The organism is Pseudomonas sp. A0308 (assembly GCF_044218815.1).
In the GTDB taxonomy this organism is placed as follows: Bacteria; Pseudomonadota; Gammaproteobacteria; order Pseudomonadales; family Pseudomonadaceae; genus Aquipseudomonas; species Aquipseudomonas iridis.
This window is the reverse complement of record NZ_CP162581.1, coordinates 642,533-659,823: the sequence shown is the minus strand read 5'-3', so window position 1 is coordinate 659,823 and position 17,291 is coordinate 642,533. Positions and strand designations below refer to the sequence as shown.

Here is a 17,291-nt window from a genome sequence, read left to right as displayed (position 1 = left end):
AATGAGGCTGCTGTAGAATGCGCGCCTCGGTTGAGACGAAAGATCTTAACCAACCGCTCTTTAACAACTGAATCAAGCAATTCGTGTGGGTGCTTGTGGAGTCAGACTGGTAGTCAACAAGATTATCAGCATCACAAGTTACTCCGCGAGAAATCAAAGATGTAACCAACGATTGCTGAGCCAAGTTTAGGGTTTCTTAAAAACCCAAAGATGTTTGAACTGAAGAGTTTGATCATGGCTCAGATTGAACGCTGGCGGCAGGCCTAACACATGCAAGTCGAGCGGATGACAGGAGCTTGCTCCTGAATTCAGCGGCGGACGGGTGAGTAATGCCTAGGAATCTGCCTGGTAGTGGGGGACAACGTTTCGAAAGGAACGCTAATACCGCATACGTCCTACGGGAGAAAGCAGGGGACCTTCGGGCCTTGCGCTATCAGATGAGCCTAGGTCGGATTAGCTAGTTGGTGAGGTAATGGCTCACCAAGGCGACGATCCGTAACTGGTCTGAGAGGATGATCAGTCACACTGGAACTGAGACACGGTCCAGACTCCTACGGGAGGCAGCAGTGGGGAATATTGGACAATGGGCGAAAGCCTGATCCAGCCATGCCGCGTGTGTGAAGAAGGTCTTCGGATTGTAAAGCACTTTAAGTTGGGAGGAAGGGCATTAACCTAATACGTTAGTGTTTTGACGTTACCGACAGAATAAGCACCGGCTAACTCTGTGCCAGCAGCCGCGGTAATACAGAGGGTGCAAGCGTTAATCGGAATTACTGGGCGTAAAGCGCGCGTAGGTGGTTTGTTAAGTTGGATGTGAAATCCCCGGGCTCAACCTGGGAACTGCATTCAAAACTGACAAGCTAGAGTATGGTAGAGGGTGGTGGAATTTCCTGTGTAGCGGTGAAATGCGTAGATATAGGAAGGAACACCAGTGGCGAAGGCGACCACCTGGACTGATACTGACACTGAGGTGCGAAAGCGTGGGGAGCAAACAGGATTAGATACCCTGGTAGTCCACGCCGTAAACGATGTCAACTAGCCGTTGGGAGCCTTGAGCTCTTAGTGGCGCAGCTAACGCATTAAGTTGACCGCCTGGGGAGTACGGCCGCAAGGTTAAAACTCAAATGAATTGACGGGGGCCCGCACAAGCGGTGGAGCATGTGGTTTAATTCGAAGCAACGCGAAGAACCTTACCAGGCCTTGACATCCAATGAACTTTCCAGAGATGGATTGGTGCCTTCGGGAACATTGAGACAGGTGCTGCATGGCTGTCGTCAGCTCGTGTCGTGAGATGTTGGGTTAAGTCCCGTAACGAGCGCAACCCTTGTCCTTAGTTACCAGCACGTAATGGTGGGCACTCTAAGGAGACTGCCGGTGACAAACCGGAGGAAGGTGGGGATGACGTCAAGTCATCATGGCCCTTACGGCCTGGGCTACACACGTGCTACAATGGTCGGTACAAAGGGTTGCCAAGCCGCGAGGTGGAGCTAATCCCATAAAACCGATCGTAGTCCGGATCGCAGTCTGCAACTCGACTGCGTGAAGTCGGAATCGCTAGTAATCGTGAATCAGAATGTCACGGTGAATACGTTCCCGGGCCTTGTACACACCGCCCGTCACACCATGGGAGTGGGTTGCACCAGAAGTAGCTAGTCTAACCTTCGGGAGGACGGTTACCACGGTGTGATTCATGACTGGGGTGAAGTCGTAACAAGGTAGCCGTAGGGGAACCTGCGGCTGGATCACCTCCTTAATCGACGACATCAGCTGCTCCATGAGCTCCCACACGAATTGCTTGATTCATTGAAGAAGACGATAGAAGCAGCTTTAAGCTCCAAGCTGATAGCTCTGAGCTAACAGTTACAAGCTCGAAATTGGGTCTGTAGCTCAGTTGGTTAGAGCGCACCCCTGATAAGGGTGAGGTCGGCAGTTCGAATCTGCCCAGACCCACCAATTTTGTTATGGGGCCATAGCTCAGCTGGGAGAGCGCCTGCCTTGCACGCAGGAGGTCAGCGGTTCGATCCCGCTTGGCTCCACCATAAACTGCTTCGAAAGTTTGAGAGTTTAGAAATGAATATTCGCGCTGAATATTGATTTCTAGTCTTTTGATTAGATCGTTCTTTAAAAATTTGGGTATGTGATAGAAAGATAGACTGAACGTTACTTTCACTGGTAACGGATCAGGCTAAGGTAAAATTTGTGAGTTACTCTGAATTGAGTATTATCGAATTTTCGGCGAATGTCGTCTTCACAGTATAACCAGATTGCTTGGGGTTATATGGTCAAGTGAAGAAGCGCATACGGTGGATGCCTTGGCAGTCAGAGGCGATGAAAGACGTGGTAGCCTGCGAAAAGCTTCGGGGAGTCGGCAAACAGACTTTGATCCGGAGATGTCTGAATGGGGGAACCCAGCCATCATAAGATGGTTATCTTGTACTGAATACATAGGTGCAAGAGGCGAACCAGGGGAACTGAAACATCTAAGTACCCTGAGGAAAAGAAATCAACCGAGATTCCCTTAGTAGTGGCGAGCGAACGGGGACTAGCCCTTAAGTGGCTTTGAGATTAGCGGAACGCTCTGGAAAGTGCGGCCATAGTGGGTGATAGCCCTGTACGCGAAAATCTCTTAGTCATGAAATCGAGTAGGACGGAGCACGAGAAACTTTGTCTGAATATGGGGGGACCATCCTCCAAGGCTAAATACTACTGACTGACCGATAGTGAACTAGTACCGTGAGGGAAAGGCGAAAAGAACCCCGGAGAGGGGAGTGAAATAGATCCTGAAACCGTATGCGTACAAGCAGTGGGAGCAGACTTTGTTCTGTGACTGCGTACCTTTTGTATAATGGGTCAGCGACTTATTTTCAGTGGCGAGCTTAACCGAATAGGGGAGGCGTAGCGAAAGCGAGTCTTAATAGGGCGTCTAGTCGCTGGGAATAGACCCGAAACCGGGCGATCTATCCATGGGCAGGTTGAAGGTTGGGTAACACTAACTGGAGGACCGAACCGACTACCGTTGAAAAGTTAGCGGATGACCTGTGGATCGGAGTGAAAGGCTAATCAAGCTCGGAGATAGCTGGTTCTCCTCGAAAGCTATTTAGGTAGCGCCTCATGTATCACTGTAGGGGGTAGAGCACTGTTTCGGCTAGGGGGTCATCCCGACTTACCAAACCGATGCAAACTCCGAATACCTACAAGTGCCGAGCATGGGAGACACACGGCGGGTGCTAACGTCCGTCGTGAAAAGGGAAACAACCCAGACCGTCAGCTAAGGTCCCAAAGTTATGGTTAAGTGGGAAACGATGTGGGAAGGCTTAGACAGCTAGGAGGTTGGCTTAGAAGCAGCCACCCTTTAAAGAAAGCGTAATAGCTCACTAGTCGAGTCGGCCTGCGCGGAAGATGTAACGGGGCTCAAACCATACACCGAAGCTACGGGTATCATCTTAGGATGATGCGGTAGAGGAGCGTTCTGTAAGCCTGTGAAGGTGAGTTGAGAAGCTTGCTGGAGGTATCAGAAGTGCGAATGCTGACATGAGTAACGACAATGGGTGTGAAAAACACCCACGCCGAAAGACCAAGGTTTCCTGCGCAACGTTAATCGACGCAGGGTTAGTCGGTCCCTAAGGCGAGGCTGAAAAGCGTAGTCGATGGAAAACAGGTTAATATTCCTGTACTTCTGGTTATTGCGATGGAGGGACGGAGAAGGCTAGGCCAGCTTGGCGTTGGTTGTCCAAGTTTAAGGTGGTAGGCTGGAATCTTAGGTAAATCCGGGATTCTAAGGCCGAGAGCTGATGACGAGTGTTCTTTTAGAACACGAAGTGGTTGATGCCATGCTTCCAAGAAAAGCTTCTAAGCTTCAGGTAACCAGGAACCGTACCCCAAACCGACACAGGTGGTTGGGTAGAGAATACCAAGGCGCTTGAGAGAACTCGGGTGAAGGAACTAGGCAAAATGGCACCGTAACTTCGGGAGAAGGTGCGCCGGTGAGGGTGAAGGACTTGCTCCGTAAGCTCATGCCGGTCGAAGATACCAGGCCGCTGCGACTGTTTATTAAAAACACAGCACTCTGCAAACACGAAAGTGGACGTATAGGGTGTGACGCCTGCCCGGTGCCGGAAGGTTAATTGATGGGGTTAGCTAACGCGAAGCTCTTGATCGAAGCCCCGGTAAACGGCGGCCGTAACTATAACGGTCCTAAGGTAGCGAAATTCCTTGTCGGGTAAGTTCCGACCTGCACGAATGGCGTAACGATGGCGGCGCTGTCTCCACCCGAGACTCAGTGAAATTGAAATCGCTGTGAAGATGCAGTGTATCCGCGGCTAGACGGAAAGACCCCGTGAACCTTTACTATAGCTTTGCACTGGACTTTGAATTTGCTTGTGTAGGATAGGTGGGAGGCTTTGAAGCGTGGACGCCAGTTCGCGTGGAGCCAACCTTGAAATACCACCCTGGCAACTTTGAGGTTCTAACTCAGGTCCGTTATCCGGATCGAGGACAGTGTATGGTGGGTAGTTTGACTGGGGCGGTCTCCTCCTAAAGAGTAACGGAGGAGTACGAAGGTGCGCTCAGACCGGTCGGAAATCGGTCGTAGAGTATAAAGGCAAAAGCGCGCTTGACTGCGAGACAGACACGTCGAGCAGGTACGAAAGTAGGTCTTAGTGATCCGGTGGTTCTGTATGGAAGGGCCATCGCTCAACGGATAAAAGGTACTCCGGGGATAACAGGCTGATACCGCCCAAGAGTTCATATCGACGGCGGTGTTTGGCACCTCGATGTCGGCTCATCACATCCTGGGGCTGAAGCCGGTCCCAAGGGTATGGCTGTTCGCCATTTAAAGTGGTACGCGAGCTGGGTTTAGAACGTCGTGAGACAGTTCGGTCCCTATCTGCCGTGGACGTTTGAGATTTGAGAGGGGCTGCTCCTAGTACGAGAGGACCGGAGTGGACGAACCTCTGGTGTTCCGGTTGTCACGCCAGTGGCATTGCCGGGTAGCTATGTTCGGGAAAGATAACCGCTGAAAGCATCTAAGCGGGAAACTTGCCTCAAGATGAGATCTCACTGGAACCTCGAGTTCCCTGAAGGGCCGTCGAAGACTACGACGTTGATAGGTTGGGTGTGTAAGCGCTGTGAGGCGTTGAGCTAACCAATACTAATTGCCCGTGAGGCTTGACCATATAACACCCAAGCAATTTGACTACTCGAAAGAGCATCAGATTGCGGTGTGTGAAGACGAAACGAACCGAAAGTTCGATGTTCACAAACACCGAAAGCTATCACATACCCAATTTGCTGAAGCGAGGCCATCTGGTCGCGACTCAGTACCAGAATTTCTTGACGACCATAGAGCGTTGGAACCACCTGATCCCATCCCGAACTCAGCAGTGAAACGATGCATCGCCGATGGTAGTGTGGGGTTTCCCCATGTGAGAGTAGGTCATCGTCAAGATTAAATTCCGAAACCCCAATTGCGAAAGCAGTTGGGGTTTTGTTTTGCCCGCAGAAAAGTTAATACAGTATTTTTCGACACAGTCCGGTTGGTATCTAGGTTCAATTTACATAGCTCGTTCACAACAGGCAGCGAATTTCCGCTTCAGCGCTTTTTATAACGCGCTCTCACTGATCAATCTTTGCCAGACGTGGCGGCCGCGATGTCCCACGTCATCAATACCTGAGTGATTGCCGCATCAATCACCTCAATCGTGGTGTCATCCCGAGCGAGGATGGAAATCCCCTGCAGAAAACTGTCAAAAACCGTCGCCAGGGCGGGGGCCGCCGTATTGGCCGGTAACTCACCAGCATTCATTCCCCGCTTGACGCACGCCAAGATCCCCGCACGAGTCCGTGCGCGGGACTGGGTGAGGGCTTCAACCACTCGGACATTTTCAGGGCTGGGTGCGCTCATTACGCCGAGAGTAACCATGCAACCCTTGGGGTGGCCATCCTCGCACTGCATGCGCGCCGACTGGCGCAACGCGGTTTCAATAGCCTGGCGCGGAGGCAGATTTTCGTCCCACAGGTATTGGGTAACCTGAGCAAAGGTCTCGAGGTAACGCTGCACGCATTCGTCAAACAGGGCTTCCTTTGAGCCGAACGCAGCGTAAAAGCTCGGCGCGGAAATTCCGCCGCCCAATTGTGCTTTCAGCAGAGCGAGGGAGGTGGAGTCATAGCCGTGTTGCCAGAACAATTGCATGGCTTGCTCGACGGCGTCGTCGCGGTCGAAATTGCGGGGGCGGCCCGTTCTTGCCATTTCAGGATTCCTCGGTGAGATGATTTAAATACTAGACGATACATAAGTCGTTGACAACGAGTGGTCGCTGCCATCAGTATTTTATATCGATCGGTATTTAATTCTCGAAATCACTACTCAAGGACTTCCCGTGACGCCTTCACTCACTTTATCGGCAACGCCGAAAAGCCTGCCAATCGGCGCCTTGCTGGCGTTGGCCATGACAGGTTTTATCTGCATAGTCACCGAAACCCTACCTGCCGGCTTGCTGCCGTTGATCAGCGAAGGACTGGCGATCTCGCCGTCGATGGCCGGCCAGATGGTCACGGCCTATGCGTTAGGCTCGGTGCTGGCGGTCATCCCGATGACCATCGCGACCCGTGGCTGGCGCCGGCGTAATGTGCTGCTGCTGACTATCGTCGGTTTCCTGCTGTTCAATTCCATCACGGCGCTGTCCTCTCACTATGGCGTGACGTTGGTGGCGCGCTTCTTTGCCGGCGTATCGGCCGGGTTGGCGTGGAGTTTGTTGGCCGGTTATGCCCGCCGCATGGTCGAGCCCGATCAGCAGGGCAAGGCTTTGGCGCTGGCCATGGTCGGCACACCCATTGCGCTTTCGCTGGGGGTGCCACTCGGTACATGGCTGGGTGGTCTGGTGGGTTGGCGCACCGCGTTTGGCATCATGTCGGGCCTGGCGTTGATTCTGATAGTTTGGGTATTGGTGAAAGTGCCTGACTACCCACCGCAGCCTGCGCATCAACGCATGTCGCTGCGCAGCGTGCTGACCACGCCGGGTGTGCGGCCGGTACTGGCGGTGGTGATCAGCTGGATGCTCGCGCACAACATTCTCTACACCTACATTGCACCGTTCGTGGCGTCGGCGGGGTTGGAGAGTAGGGTGGATCTGGTCTTACTGGTCTTCGGGGTCGCTGCGTTGGTGGGGATCTGGTTGACGGCGAAATTGGTTGAGCCGCTGTTGCGAAAAACCACACTCGTCAGCCTCGCGGCATTTGCGGCGGTATGCGTGGTGCTGGGTTTCTCAGGGCACGTACCGCAAGTGATCTACATTGCAGTAGCGGTGTGGGGATTGAGCTTTGGCGGCGCGGCGACGTTGTTGCAAACTGCGCTGGCGGATGCGGCCGGCGATGGCGCAGACGTGGCGTTGTCACTGAATGTGGTGGCATGGAATAGCGCAATTGCGGGCAGCGGCGTTGTCGGTGGCGTATTGCTGGACAAGTGGGGCGTCGCGTCTTTTCCGTGGGCGATGACGCTGCTGGTGGCTGTCGGGTTTGCCATTGTCTGGCGCGCGCGCGGGCATGGTTTCAAGCCGGGGACGCGTGGACATGGACGAACGTTGGTTGCCGGGCATTGAGGCCCCGAAGCGCTGCCTTTCGAACGTCCCTTGCGGGGAGGGACGTCCTCAATGGCAGCGCTTTCAATTCTCGGTCTGAAATGGCTGATCGTTGGCCCACAGAGATTGGCGGGGTATTTACCTATCCTGTCGTGGCCTCAGAGCAAACTCCACGAAACCCCGACATAAACGCCCATCCCTTCACCCGGCGTCGACCGCGCCGCGTCCAGTCCCTTGTCGTCATACCCCGGCGTGACCGTCGCCGCGTAGTGTTTGTTGGTCAAATTGCGCATGTCCACCCAGGTCTGCCAGTCACCTTTCGGCGCGTTGTACCCCAACGTCGCGCCGAACAGCGCATACGGATCGGCGTAGTAACTATTGGCGTAGTCCACTGCAACTTTCGACACCAGTTGCGTGTTCAAAGCGGCGAAGAAACCCTGCGGCCAGTCGTAGCGCAATTCACCCTGGTAGTAATGCATCGGCAATCCCGGCAAGCGGTTGTCACCGAAGCGATCGTCATCGCGGTAGTGGAAATCGCTGAAGGTGTACGCCTGACGCAAACTTAACTGCTGCCCGTCGGCGGAAGACCAGAGTTTGCTGTTCAGGCTGGCTTCGACACCCTGGTGCACGGTGGGGCTGGCGTTGAGCTCATACGGCGTGACTGCGGTGGCGTCTGGCAGCACCGAAAGCAACTCGTGGCGCACTTGCGCGTAGTACCAGGCCAGGCTCCATTCACCGAGCGCGCTTTCACCACGACCGCCGAGTTCCAGCGTGGTAGCTGTCTGATTTTGCAGTTTGACCGGGTCGCGCTGTGTGCCGGTGGCCGCGCCGCTCCCAGTCGGGAAGCGCACGTTGGAGCTGTAGATCAGCGACCACGGATGCGGCGCTTCGACCGAGCGGCTGAGATTGCCGAACACTTGCAGGTCCGGTGTCACCTGGTAGCGCAGGCCGAGGCGGGGCGCGTAGTCCCAGTCGTTCATGCTGGTTTTGCCTCCGCTCTGCGGATAGGTGACGGCGCTTTCGCGGCGGGTGTAGATGGCGGCGAGGCCGGTGGTCAGCCACAGGTCATCGGCAATTTCCAGATCATTGCCAAAGTGCAGAACGGTGTCCGAACCCTGATAGGTGAAATTGCGCATGCGCGTGCCCGGTACATAGGCTGCGGTGTTGCCGGTGGGAATGCGCACAAACTCACTGGCGCCATCGTTGGGCAGATGTTTGGTCACACGCAGGCCCACATTGCTGCGACTTTCCATGCCCCACAGTGTGTCGCGGCGCTTGTAGTCGAAGGTGCCACTGACGTCGGTATAGGCGACCTTCAGACGATTCGGGCCTTCGCGCAGATCCATCGGGTAGTCGTGGTAAACGAGACCGGTCTGGATGCTGGAATCGTCGTCGATGTAGAAGGTGGTCTTGTTGCCGATGAAGGTGCTGCCCGGCTGCTTGCGGCTGTCATCGCGCGACACGTACGCCGGGTTGGCGGCCCGTGAGTTGTGTTCGATGGAGTGCTTGGTCACGCGTCCGGCGAGGTCGTTGTCGGTTTCGCGGTAACGGATGTAGAAGCGGGTTTCCAGGTTCGGGTTGAAGCGGTAACCGAAGTTGGCAATCAGGCCTTTGCTTTCGCTGGCAGTGTGATCCTGATAGCCGTCGGCGTTCGAGTCGGTCAACGACACGTAGTAATCGAAGTCGCCGAGCACTTGCCCGGAACTGACCTGACGCTGCTGGTAACCATGGCTGCCGGTGGCATAGCGGACTTGCAGTTTCGGCGCGTCGTAGCCGGTATGGCTGACGTAATCGATGGCACCACCTAGGGCCAGCGAGCCGCGATCGAAGCCGTTGGCGCCGCGCAGCACCTCAACATGGTCGACCCACAACGGTTCGAGCAATTCGTAAGGCGTGCCGCCGGGGCCGGTCAGCGGCAGGCCGTCGAGCATTGTATAAAGCCCCGAAGCATGAGCGCCCGGCGCACGATTGATGCCCGAGCCGCGAATCGAAATCTTCACGCCTTCATTGCCCGCCGACTGCGCATAAACCCCCGGCTGATAGGCCAGCACATCCTGATTACTCGCCACGCGGCCCTGCAATGGCTGGCGCATGTCGACAACGTTGGTGCCGCCGGGCACACCGGCCAGACGCACCTTGGCGTCGTCGACAGCCGCGTCGGTACCGCTGCGATCCTCGGCGGAAATCAGCACCTGCCCCAACTCCATACCTTGAGCCTGAGCCATGGTCGGGCACGCGAGGGCCAGCCCCAACAACGCGGTGGGCAGGGAATTGGGCGAAGGCATCGAAAAAACTCCAGACAAGACAGGCACGGGCAATGAACAGTGCGACGTTAGAAAGAACGAAAGAAACACATCGCGATTTTGCTTATTGTCCGGCAATGGAAAACAACGCGCCATAAACTAATCTCACGAGTCTGGTTCACAGCGAAATTCCAATCCGTGAGGGCTCGATCATGGCAAAAGACAAGAAGAAAGCCGCAAAGACGTCCGAAACTCCCCGGTTGAAAAACAAGGCTTACCTTGAGGAGTTGCGCACGCTGCATGTCGAGCTGGTCAAGCTGCAGGAGTGGGTCATCGCCAAGGGCGTGAAGGTTTGTATCGTCTTCGAGGGGCGCGATGGTGCGGGCAAGGGCGGGACAATCAAAGCGATCACCGAACGGGTCAGCCCACGGATCTTTCGCGTGGTGGCGCTGCCGGCGCCAACAGAACGCGAGAAAAGCCAGATGTACGTCCAGCGCTACCTGCCACATTTGCCCGCGGCGGGCGAAGTGGTGATCTTTGATCGCAGTTGGTACAACCGCGCGGGTGTCGAACGGGTGATGGGTTTCTGCACCGAGGAGCAGGCCGACAAGTTCCTCAAATCTACACCGCTGGTCGAACGCGCAATCGTCGAGTCAGGGGTGATCCTGATCAAATACTGGCTGGAGGTCAGCCCGCAGGAGCAGACCCGTCGACTGGAAGCGCGTATCAACGACGGCCGCAAAACCTGGAAGTTGACGGGGATGGATCTCAAGTCCTACAGCCGTTGGTATGACTACTCACGCGCACGTGACGAGATGTTCAAGCATACCGACACTAACCACGCCCCCTGGCTGGTGGCCGACTCCAACGACAAACGCCGGGCGCGACTCAATATCATCACTGATCTGTTGAGCCGCATTCCTTATGAAGAAGTCGCACATGAGCCGGTCACGCTGCCCAAGCGGCAGAAACCGGGCAAGTACCGCGAGCCGGATTATCAGTACAAACGTGTTGCAGACAAGTTCTGACGGCTCGCTCTCGGCGTTAGAGGTATGTGCTCGAACCTGTGCTGGGATCGGCAGGATCATGAGTCAGCCTTCCACCCGTCGACTGCGCTGAACAACCGCGCCTGCGCCTCTTTCTATAGGGGAAGTCCCCCATGAGTTAAACCCTATGTTCGATCAGCGAAAGAAAGAATTACTGGCGGCATGGCGCAACCTGGCGACTCAGTCGCAATTGCAGATGGATCCGGAGCAGCAGTACGACGAACTGCTCAAGGCTGCCGATGAAATGGAGGCGCAGGGAATCATTACCAGCGCCGAATGGCGACAGTTGGTGCGGGATGCGGGGAGCGTGTTTACCAGCGATATGACTTAGACACTTGGCTGAAACCGAACGATGTAAGCCTTCATGTTCTGGGGGGGAATCACAAACCCTCCAGATTCAGGCCACTCCTGACGCTGACTTTTTTTGCCTTCGGCTGCGTTGCCTGGCCACTTCTCGATGTTTGCAGCAGACCCATAAATTCGGTTTTGTCGACCGGACGACTCATGAAGTAACCCTGTACTTCATTGCATTGATCAGCCCCCAGAATATCCAGTTGCTCCGCGGTTTCGACGCCTTCGGCAGTGACGGTCAGGCCCATGGCTTTGCCCAGCCCGATGATCGCCTGCACCACCGCCCGGTCATTGGCGCCGCTGCTGATTGAGGCGATGAAGCGCTTGTCGATCTTGATGCCATCGAACGGATACGCACGCAGGTAACCGAGCGATGAGTATCCGGTGCCGAAGTCGTCCATGTTCAGGCGCACGCCTAGCTCTTTAAGAGCGTTCATGGTGGTCAGCGCGCCGTCGGTATCGTTGAGCATGACGTTTTCAGTGATCTCAAGCTCCAGTCGACTGGCCGGGAAGCGGGTGTCGACCAGCACTTCGCGGACATCCTCGACCACATCGGTCACGGCGAATTGCGCAGGCGACAGATTGACCGATAGCAAGATGTCTTCCGGCCACGTCAGCGCCGTTTCGCAAGCCTCACGCAACACCCAGCGCCCGAGCGGGACGATCAGGTCAGTCTGCTCCGCCAACGGAATAAACAGGTCGGGCCCAAGCAAACCCTTGGTCGGATGCTGCCAGCGCACCAGTGCCTCGACTGAAACGATCTGCTTGCCATCAACTTTATAGCGCGGCTGGTAGTGCAGGATAAACTCGTTGTGCTTGAGCGCATGTCGCAGGTCGTCTTCCATTTGCCGGCGTGTCTGGATCTGGTCGCTCATGTGCGCTTCGAAATAACACCAGGTGTTCTTGCCCTCGGACTTGGCCTGGTAAAGCGCAATATCGGCGTAGCGGATCAGTTCGCTGGGGGTGAATCCATGGCGTCGGCTCAGGGCGATGCCGATGCTGGCGCCAATGTGCAACGGGTGATGCTCGAAGACCACCGGTTGATGCAGGCTGCCGATCAGTCGGGTGCAGAACTTGTCGATTTCGTTAGGTGCGTCCATGCCATTGAGCACCACGACAAATTCGTCCCCGCCAAGCCTGGCGACGATGTCATCGTCGCGGGTGCATTCACGCAAACGGGCGGCGACTTCCTGCAGCACCGCATCACCGGCCGGATGGCCGAGCGAATCATTGATCGGTTTGAAGTTGTCCAGATCGATCATCAGCAGCGACAGCGCCGGCGCGTGCTCCCTGAGCATCAGCGCTTCATCCAGATAACGCGCGAGTTTATTGCGATTGGGCAGCCCAGTCAGGGCATCGTGCATGGACAAGTGTTGGATTTGAGCATGGGCGGCGACCTCGTCGGTGATATCGCTGGCGGTGCCGCGATAACCGATGACGACTTGCTTGTCGAAGATCGGGCGAGCCGAAAGACGACAATGACGTTGCTGCCCGGAATGGTCGCGGTAGGTGCAACGCAGATCGCTGGCGTGACCTTCCTCGTTCAGTTTCTTCAGCCACAGTTCCAGTGGGGTGGTGTCGCAGAACAGCAGTTGACCGATGTCCTGACCCTGCCAAAGGGTTTGTGGGTAGCCGGTCACTTCGCTGAATCGCGCCGACAAATAGGTCAGCGACAGATGCCGGTCGGTCTCCCAGATCCAGTCCGAAGCGGCTTCCGCCACCGCACGAAAACGCTCCTCACTGGCTTCCAGGCCGAAGTTGGCGGCTTCCAGTGCAAGGTTGTAGGACTGCATCACCGCAAAGCTTTCGTCGACATACCGCGACGAACGCAAAGCGTGGCGGAAGAAGTAGGCGGTCAGTAGCATCAATACCACCATCGTCGCGCCGAGGGTGGGCAGCAATGACCACAATAACTGTTGCCCCGGCCGCTCAAGATCGGATACCAGGCTAAAACCGGTGCTGTCCAGTGGCACTCGCGGGCGTGCCGGGTCCAGGGTTTCATTCGGGGCAAGGGTCAGATTTTTCAAGCCGTAAGCGCTGCCGATCTTGCGCAATTTGGTCGGGGTGAGTTTGTCGACGAACACCAGCACAGAGGTTTGCAGCGCAGTCTTCTGCGGCCGCTCATCGTTAGGCAAAATGGCCGCTGCCGACACCAGCGCCGGCCAGCCTTCGAACAGTGAGTAGCGGCTGACGGGGTGGGTCAAGTCGCTTTGGCCTTGCACCTGATCCAGCAGTGAAGCCGCGCTGACCTCCACGAACGCCGCGATATCCGTATCGAGCATTTGGCCGCGAACCACAGCGTATTTGGTCCGCTCGCGATCCAGCACGAACACGCCGTCATAACCGTCGGCGGTGAACAGCGTGTTACCCAGGTTTTGCTCGGTATAGGCCCATTGGGTGTCGACCTGATCGCTCAGGCGCTCATAGGCCGTGGTCCAGTAGGCGTAACTGGTGATGTAGTTTTTCGAGGCAGTGATGCGATTTTCGAGGGCGCGAACCGAGTAGAACTCGGTCTTGCGGACTTCCTCCTTATCCAGTTTGTTGGCGATGCCGAGCAAGGCAACGGCCGCAGCAATCACGCCAGTGACAAATAGCGCACCCACGGCGACCGCCAGGCGCCGGGTGACGACGCTCTGCCGAGGGGGAAGCGGTGCTGCGTAAGTGGAAATGTCCATTCACTCGTCCTTGATCCGCTGTCTTCTGAATCTAGAACAGTGCCGCTGGTGCAATGTTCAGATTCTTCTTCAGGATCATGCTGATCGGAGTCTGTAGAAGCGTAGTGAACACCGGGAGACTTTGCTTTCGCCAGTTTGCAACAAGTGACGACTGACCCGGCCAAGCCGCGCCGGATATGGGTTTGCGCGCCGAAGAAGGCGTCTCCCCGGTCAGCGGCGATTCCCGAAAGCACAAGACTTCCCGCTCAAAAACCGGATAATGGCCGCCATTCGTTTAGCCGTATTCTGGTAATCCCGCATGGAAATCAAGGTCAACTTTCTCGACAACCTTCGACTTGAAGCCAAGTTCGACGACTTCACGGTGATCGCCGATCAGCCCATCCGCTACAAGGGCGATGGCTCGGCACCGGGGCCGTTCGACTACTTCCTGGCGTCGTCGGCCTTGTGTGCGGCTTACTTTGTGAAGTTGTACTGCGATACGCGCAATATCCCCACGGAAAACATTCGCCTGTCGCAAAACAACATTGTCGACCCGGAAAATCGCTACAACCAGATCTTCAAGATCCAGGTCGAATTGCCGGCGGACATCTCTGAAAAGGATCGCCTGGGCATCCTGCGCTCGATCGACCGCTGCACGGTGAAGAAAGTCGTGCAGACCGGCCCGGAATTCATCATCGAAGAAGTCGAAAACCTCGACGCCGATGCCCAGGCCTTGCTGATGCCGCACTCGGGCTCGGCGGCGGGCACCTACATCGCCGGCAAGGACCTGCCGCTGGAGCAGACCATCGCCAACATGTCGGCAATTCTCGCCGACCTGGGCATGAAGATCGAAATCGCTTCGTGGCGCAATATCGTGCCCAATGTGTGGTCGCTGCATATCCGTGACGCGCACTCGCCGATGTGCTTCACCAACGGCAAGGGCGCGACCAAGGAAGGTGCACTGGCGTCTGCGCTGGGTGAGTTCATCGAGCGACTGAACTGCAACTTCTTCTACAACGATCAGTTCTGGGGCGAGGACATCGCCAGCGCAGAGTTTGTGCATTACCCGGACGAGCGCTGGTTCCAGCCTGGCCCGAAGGACGAGTTGCCGAGCGAGATTCTCGACGAATACTGTCTTGAGATTTACAACCGCGATGGCGAGTTGCGTGGCTCGAACCTCTATGACACCAACTCCGGCAACACTCAGCGTGGCATCTGCTCGCTGCCGTTTGTGCGCCAGTCCGATAATGAAGTGGTGTACTTCCCGTCCAACCTGATCGAAAACCTGTTCCTCAGCAACGGCATGAGCGCTGGCAACACGTTGGCCGAAGCGCAGGTGCAGTGCCTGTCGGAAATCTTCGAGCGCGCGGTCAAACGCGAAATCCTCGAAGGTGAAATGGCGCTGCCGGATGTGCCGCAGGAAGTGCTGGAGAAATACCCAAGCATTCTCGCTGGCATCAAGGGCCTGGAAGAGCAAGGCTTCCCGGTGTTGGTCAAGGATGCGTCGCTGGGCGGTGAGTTTCCGGTGATGTGCGTGACCCTGATGAACCCGCGCACGGGCGGCGTGTTTGCCTCATTTGGCGCGCACCCAAGCCTGGAAGTCGCGCTGGAGCGCAGCCTGACCGAGCTGTTGCAGGGCCGCAGCTTTGAAGGCCTGAACGATCTGCCGCAGCCGACCTTTTCGGGGCAGGCAGTGACCGAGCCGAACAACTTCGTCGAGCACTTCATCGACTCCAGCGGTGTGGTGTCGTGGCGCTTCTTCAGTGCCAAGGCGGATTTCGAGTTCGTCGAGTGGGACTTCTCCGGCCACGGCGAAAACTCCAATGCCGAAGAAGCCGCAACGCTGTTCGGCATCCTCGAAGACATGGGCAAAGAAGTCTACATGGCGGTCTATGAGCACATCGGCGCCAAGGCCTGCCGGATTCTGGTGCCGGGCTACTCGGAAATCTATCCGGTCGAAGACCTGATCTGGGACAACACCAACAAGGCCCTGCAATTTCGCGCCGACATCCTCAACCTGCACAGCCTGAGCAAAGTCGGCCTGCGCAACCTGGCCCAGGGTCTGGAAAAAAGCGAGCTGGACGATTACACCGACATCACCACCCTGATCGGCATCGAGTTCGACGACAACACGCCGTGGGGCAAGCTGACCATCCTCGAACTGCGCCTGCTGATCTACCTCGCGCTGCAAAAGTTTGATCAGGCGAAAGACCTCGTCGAAGCCTTCCTGCAATACAACGACAACACCGTCGAACGCGGCTTGTTCTACCAAGCGGTGAACGTGGTGCTGGAAATGGAACTGGACGAAGATCTGGAACTGGCCGACTACGAAGCCAACTTCCGCCGCATGTTTGGCAACGAGCGCATGGACGCGGCCATTGGCTCGGTGAACGGCAGCGTGCGTTTCTATGGTTTGACGCCGACGAGCATGAAGCTGGAGGGCCTTGATCGGCATCTGCGCTTGATCGAGAGCTATAAGAAGCTGCATTCGGCACGGGCCAGCGTCGCGGTGTGATTTTGAAATGATCACCTGTGGCGAGGGAGCTTGCACCCTTGCCACAGTTTTCCGAAGTTAGCGCTTATGCGCAGCATCCGCCAACTGCCCGGTATCAACTCGCACAAAAACCGAATCACCCACCGCGGTCAGCACGTCGCCCGCAAACACCTCGCAAATCACCCGGGTTTTACGCCCGACTTCACCCTCGACTTTCGCCCGCAAGGTCAACGTTACGCCCATCGGCGTGGGTTTGATGAACTTGATACCGAGATTGCCGGTGACGCAATCGATGCGGGGCAGAGTCCCGGCTTCGCGGTTTTCTGCGCGATAGTGATAGGCCATCGCCGTCCAGTTGGAATGGCAGTCGACCAGCATCGCGATCAGTCCGCCGTAGACCAGATCCGGCCAGCCGCAGTACTTGGCATCCGGCAGATGCTCGGCGATGACGTGCACTCCATCTTCATGCCAATGGCTCTTGATGTGCAGGCCGTGGGGGTTGCTGCCGCCGCAGCCGTAGCAAACGCCTTCGGGGGCGGCGCTGTCTTGCAGTGGGGTATCGAGGTTGGACATGGGTGTGGTCATCCTGAAGTAGTGAGCCCGGTCAGGCGAATGCGGTTACGGCCGCCGCGCTTGAATGTACGGTCATTCTTCGGACGTGAGCCACGTGTCGACAACCCGTCGATCCAGCTCTTCCCAATACGCCATGCCCAAAACCCGCGTGGTGTTCAGCCCGCGCAGGTAGCCGCGCAACTGATTGGCGGTGTCCCGAATGAGCTGCTGGTCAGCGTCATCCTTGCTCAGCAGGACACTTTCGTACTGGACCAGGTATTCAGCCACGCGCTCGCGATACTCGGATAGGACGGCGTCGCGGATCAGGTCAAATGTTCTCAAGGAGAATTCCTCATTCATCTTGTTCTAGTTGTGAT

9 protein-coding genes, 2 tRNA genes and 3 rRNA genes are annotated in these 17,291 nt (G+C 56.4%); 9 read left to right on the top strand and 5 right to left on the bottom strand.

Annotated features, from left to right (window positions below; translation table 11 throughout):
- Positions 1-216 precede the first annotated feature (216 nt).
- The 5 genes from AB4P92_RS03020 (at position 217) to rrf (ending at position 5,446) form a co-directional block, all read left to right on the top strand.
- Positions 217-1,753: ribosomal RNA gene (locus tag AB4P92_RS03020) — 16S ribosomal RNA — on the top strand.
- Positions 1,754-1,876: 123 nt separating this feature from the next.
- Positions 1,877-1,953 (top strand) — tRNA-Ile (locus AB4P92_RS03015).
- A 10-nt stretch (positions 1,954-1,963) separates the two neighbouring features.
- Positions 1,964-2,039 (top strand) — tRNA-Ala (locus AB4P92_RS03010).
- A gap of 241 nt (positions 2,040-2,280) precedes the next feature.
- Positions 2,281-5,174, top strand: a 23S ribosomal RNA gene (locus AB4P92_RS03005).
- A gap of 156 nt (positions 5,175-5,330) precedes the next feature.
- Positions 5,331-5,446 (top strand): 5S ribosomal RNA (gene rrf / locus AB4P92_RS03000).
- Together the 16S, 23S and 5S rRNA genes with 2 tRNA genes alongside form the textbook arrangement of a ribosomal RNA operon.
- Positions 5,447-5,620: 174 nt before the next feature.
- Here rrf and AB4P92_RS02995 read toward each other — a convergent pair.
- Positions 5,621-6,247 carry a TetR/AcrR family transcriptional regulator gene (locus AB4P92_RS02995; protein ID WP_395598836.1) on the bottom strand — a complete coding sequence of 209 codons (627 nt, stop codon included), beginning with the start codon at positions 6,245-6,247 and terminating at the stop codon, positions 5,621-5,623.
- Between the two features lie 130 nt (positions 6,248-6,377).
- On the opposite strand from AB4P92_RS02995, the gene AB4P92_RS02990 reads away from it, so the two are divergent.
- The gene (locus tag AB4P92_RS02990) at positions 6,378-7,595 is read left to right on the top strand and encodes an MFS transporter (RefSeq protein WP_395598835.1); all 1,218 of its coding nucleotides are present in this window, start codon (positions 6,378-6,380) and stop codon (positions 7,593-7,595) included.
- 137 nt (positions 7,596-7,732) lie between these two features.
- Here the strand turns inward: AB4P92_RS02990 and AB4P92_RS02985 are convergent, their stop codons facing one another.
- Positions 7,733-9,859, bottom strand: coding sequence for a TonB-dependent receptor family protein (locus AB4P92_RS02985; protein ID WP_395598834.1), 2,127 nt, complete (start codon positions 9,857-9,859; stop codon positions 7,733-7,735).
- Between the two features lie 170 nt (positions 9,860-10,029).
- Here AB4P92_RS02985 and ppk2 point away from each other — a divergent pair, with 170 nt between their 5' ends.
- Both ppk2 and AB4P92_RS02975 read left to right on the top strand, forming a co-directional pair.
- Positions 10,030-10,845: a polyphosphate kinase 2 gene (gene ppk2, locus AB4P92_RS02980; protein ID WP_042558878.1), complete on the top strand. Its 816-nt coding sequence runs from the start codon at positions 10,030-10,032 to the stop codon at positions 10,843-10,845.
- A gap of 145 nt (positions 10,846-10,990) precedes the next feature.
- A complete protein-coding gene (locus AB4P92_RS02975; RefSeq protein WP_042558879.1) occupies positions 10,991-11,194 on the top strand; it encodes a hypothetical protein in 204 nt (67 codons plus the stop codon).
- Between the two features lie 49 nt (positions 11,195-11,243).
- Here the strand turns inward: AB4P92_RS02975 and AB4P92_RS02970 are convergent, their stop codons facing one another.
- Positions 11,244-13,889, bottom strand: coding sequence for an EAL domain-containing protein (locus tag AB4P92_RS02970; protein WP_395598833.1), 2,646 nt, complete (start codon positions 13,887-13,889; stop codon positions 11,244-11,246).
- A gap of 298 nt (positions 13,890-14,187) precedes the next feature.
- Here AB4P92_RS02970 and AB4P92_RS02965 point away from each other — a divergent pair, with 298 nt between their 5' ends.
- The gene (locus AB4P92_RS02965) at positions 14,188-16,383 is read left to right on the top strand and encodes an OsmC domain/YcaO domain-containing protein (protein ID WP_210703681.1); all 2,196 of its coding nucleotides are present in this window, start codon (positions 14,188-14,190) and stop codon (positions 16,381-16,383) included.
- A 57-nt stretch (positions 16,384-16,440) separates the two neighbouring features.
- Here AB4P92_RS02965 and AB4P92_RS02960 read toward each other — a convergent pair whose 3' ends face one another.
- Entirely contained in the window at positions 16,441-16,935 is a 495-nt protein-coding gene (locus AB4P92_RS02960; protein ID WP_200617084.1) for a PaaI family thioesterase, read from the bottom strand.
- A 72-nt stretch (positions 16,936-17,007) separates the two neighbouring features.
- Positions 17,008-17,256 carry a hypothetical protein gene (locus AB4P92_RS02955; RefSeq protein ID WP_042562040.1) on the bottom strand — a complete coding sequence of 83 codons (249 nt, stop codon included), beginning with the start codon at positions 17,254-17,256 and terminating at the stop codon, positions 17,008-17,010.
- Positions 17,257-17,291 lie beyond the last annotated feature (35 nt).

Bases quoted from the DNA above. Each gene is read 5' to 3' on its own strand.
- AB4P92_RS02995 (WP_395598836.1), bottom strand. From the start codon at position 6,247: ATGGCAAGAACGGGCCGCCCCCGCAATTTCGACCGCGACGACGCCGTC.
- AB4P92_RS02985 (WP_395598834.1), bottom strand. From the start codon at position 9,859: ATGCCTTCGCCCAATTCCCTGCCCACCGCGTTGTTGGGGCTGGCCCTC.
- ppk2 (WP_042558878.1), top strand. From the start codon at position 10,030: ATGGCAAAAGACAAGAAGAAAGCCGCAAAGACGTCCGAAACTCCCCGG.
- AB4P92_RS02975 (WP_042558879.1), top strand. From the start codon at position 10,991: ATGTTCGATCAGCGAAAGAAAGAATTACTGGCGGCATGGCGCAACCTG.
- AB4P92_RS02970 (WP_395598833.1), bottom strand. From the start codon at position 13,889: ATGGACATTTCCACTTACGCAGCACCGCTTCCCCCTCGGCAGAGCGTC.
- AB4P92_RS02965 (WP_210703681.1), top strand. From the start codon at position 14,188: ATGGAAATCAAGGTCAACTTTCTCGACAACCTTCGACTTGAAGCCAAG.
- AB4P92_RS02960 (WP_200617084.1), bottom strand. From the start codon at position 16,935: ATGTCCAACCTCGATACCCCACTGCAAGACAGCGCCGCCCCCGAAGGC.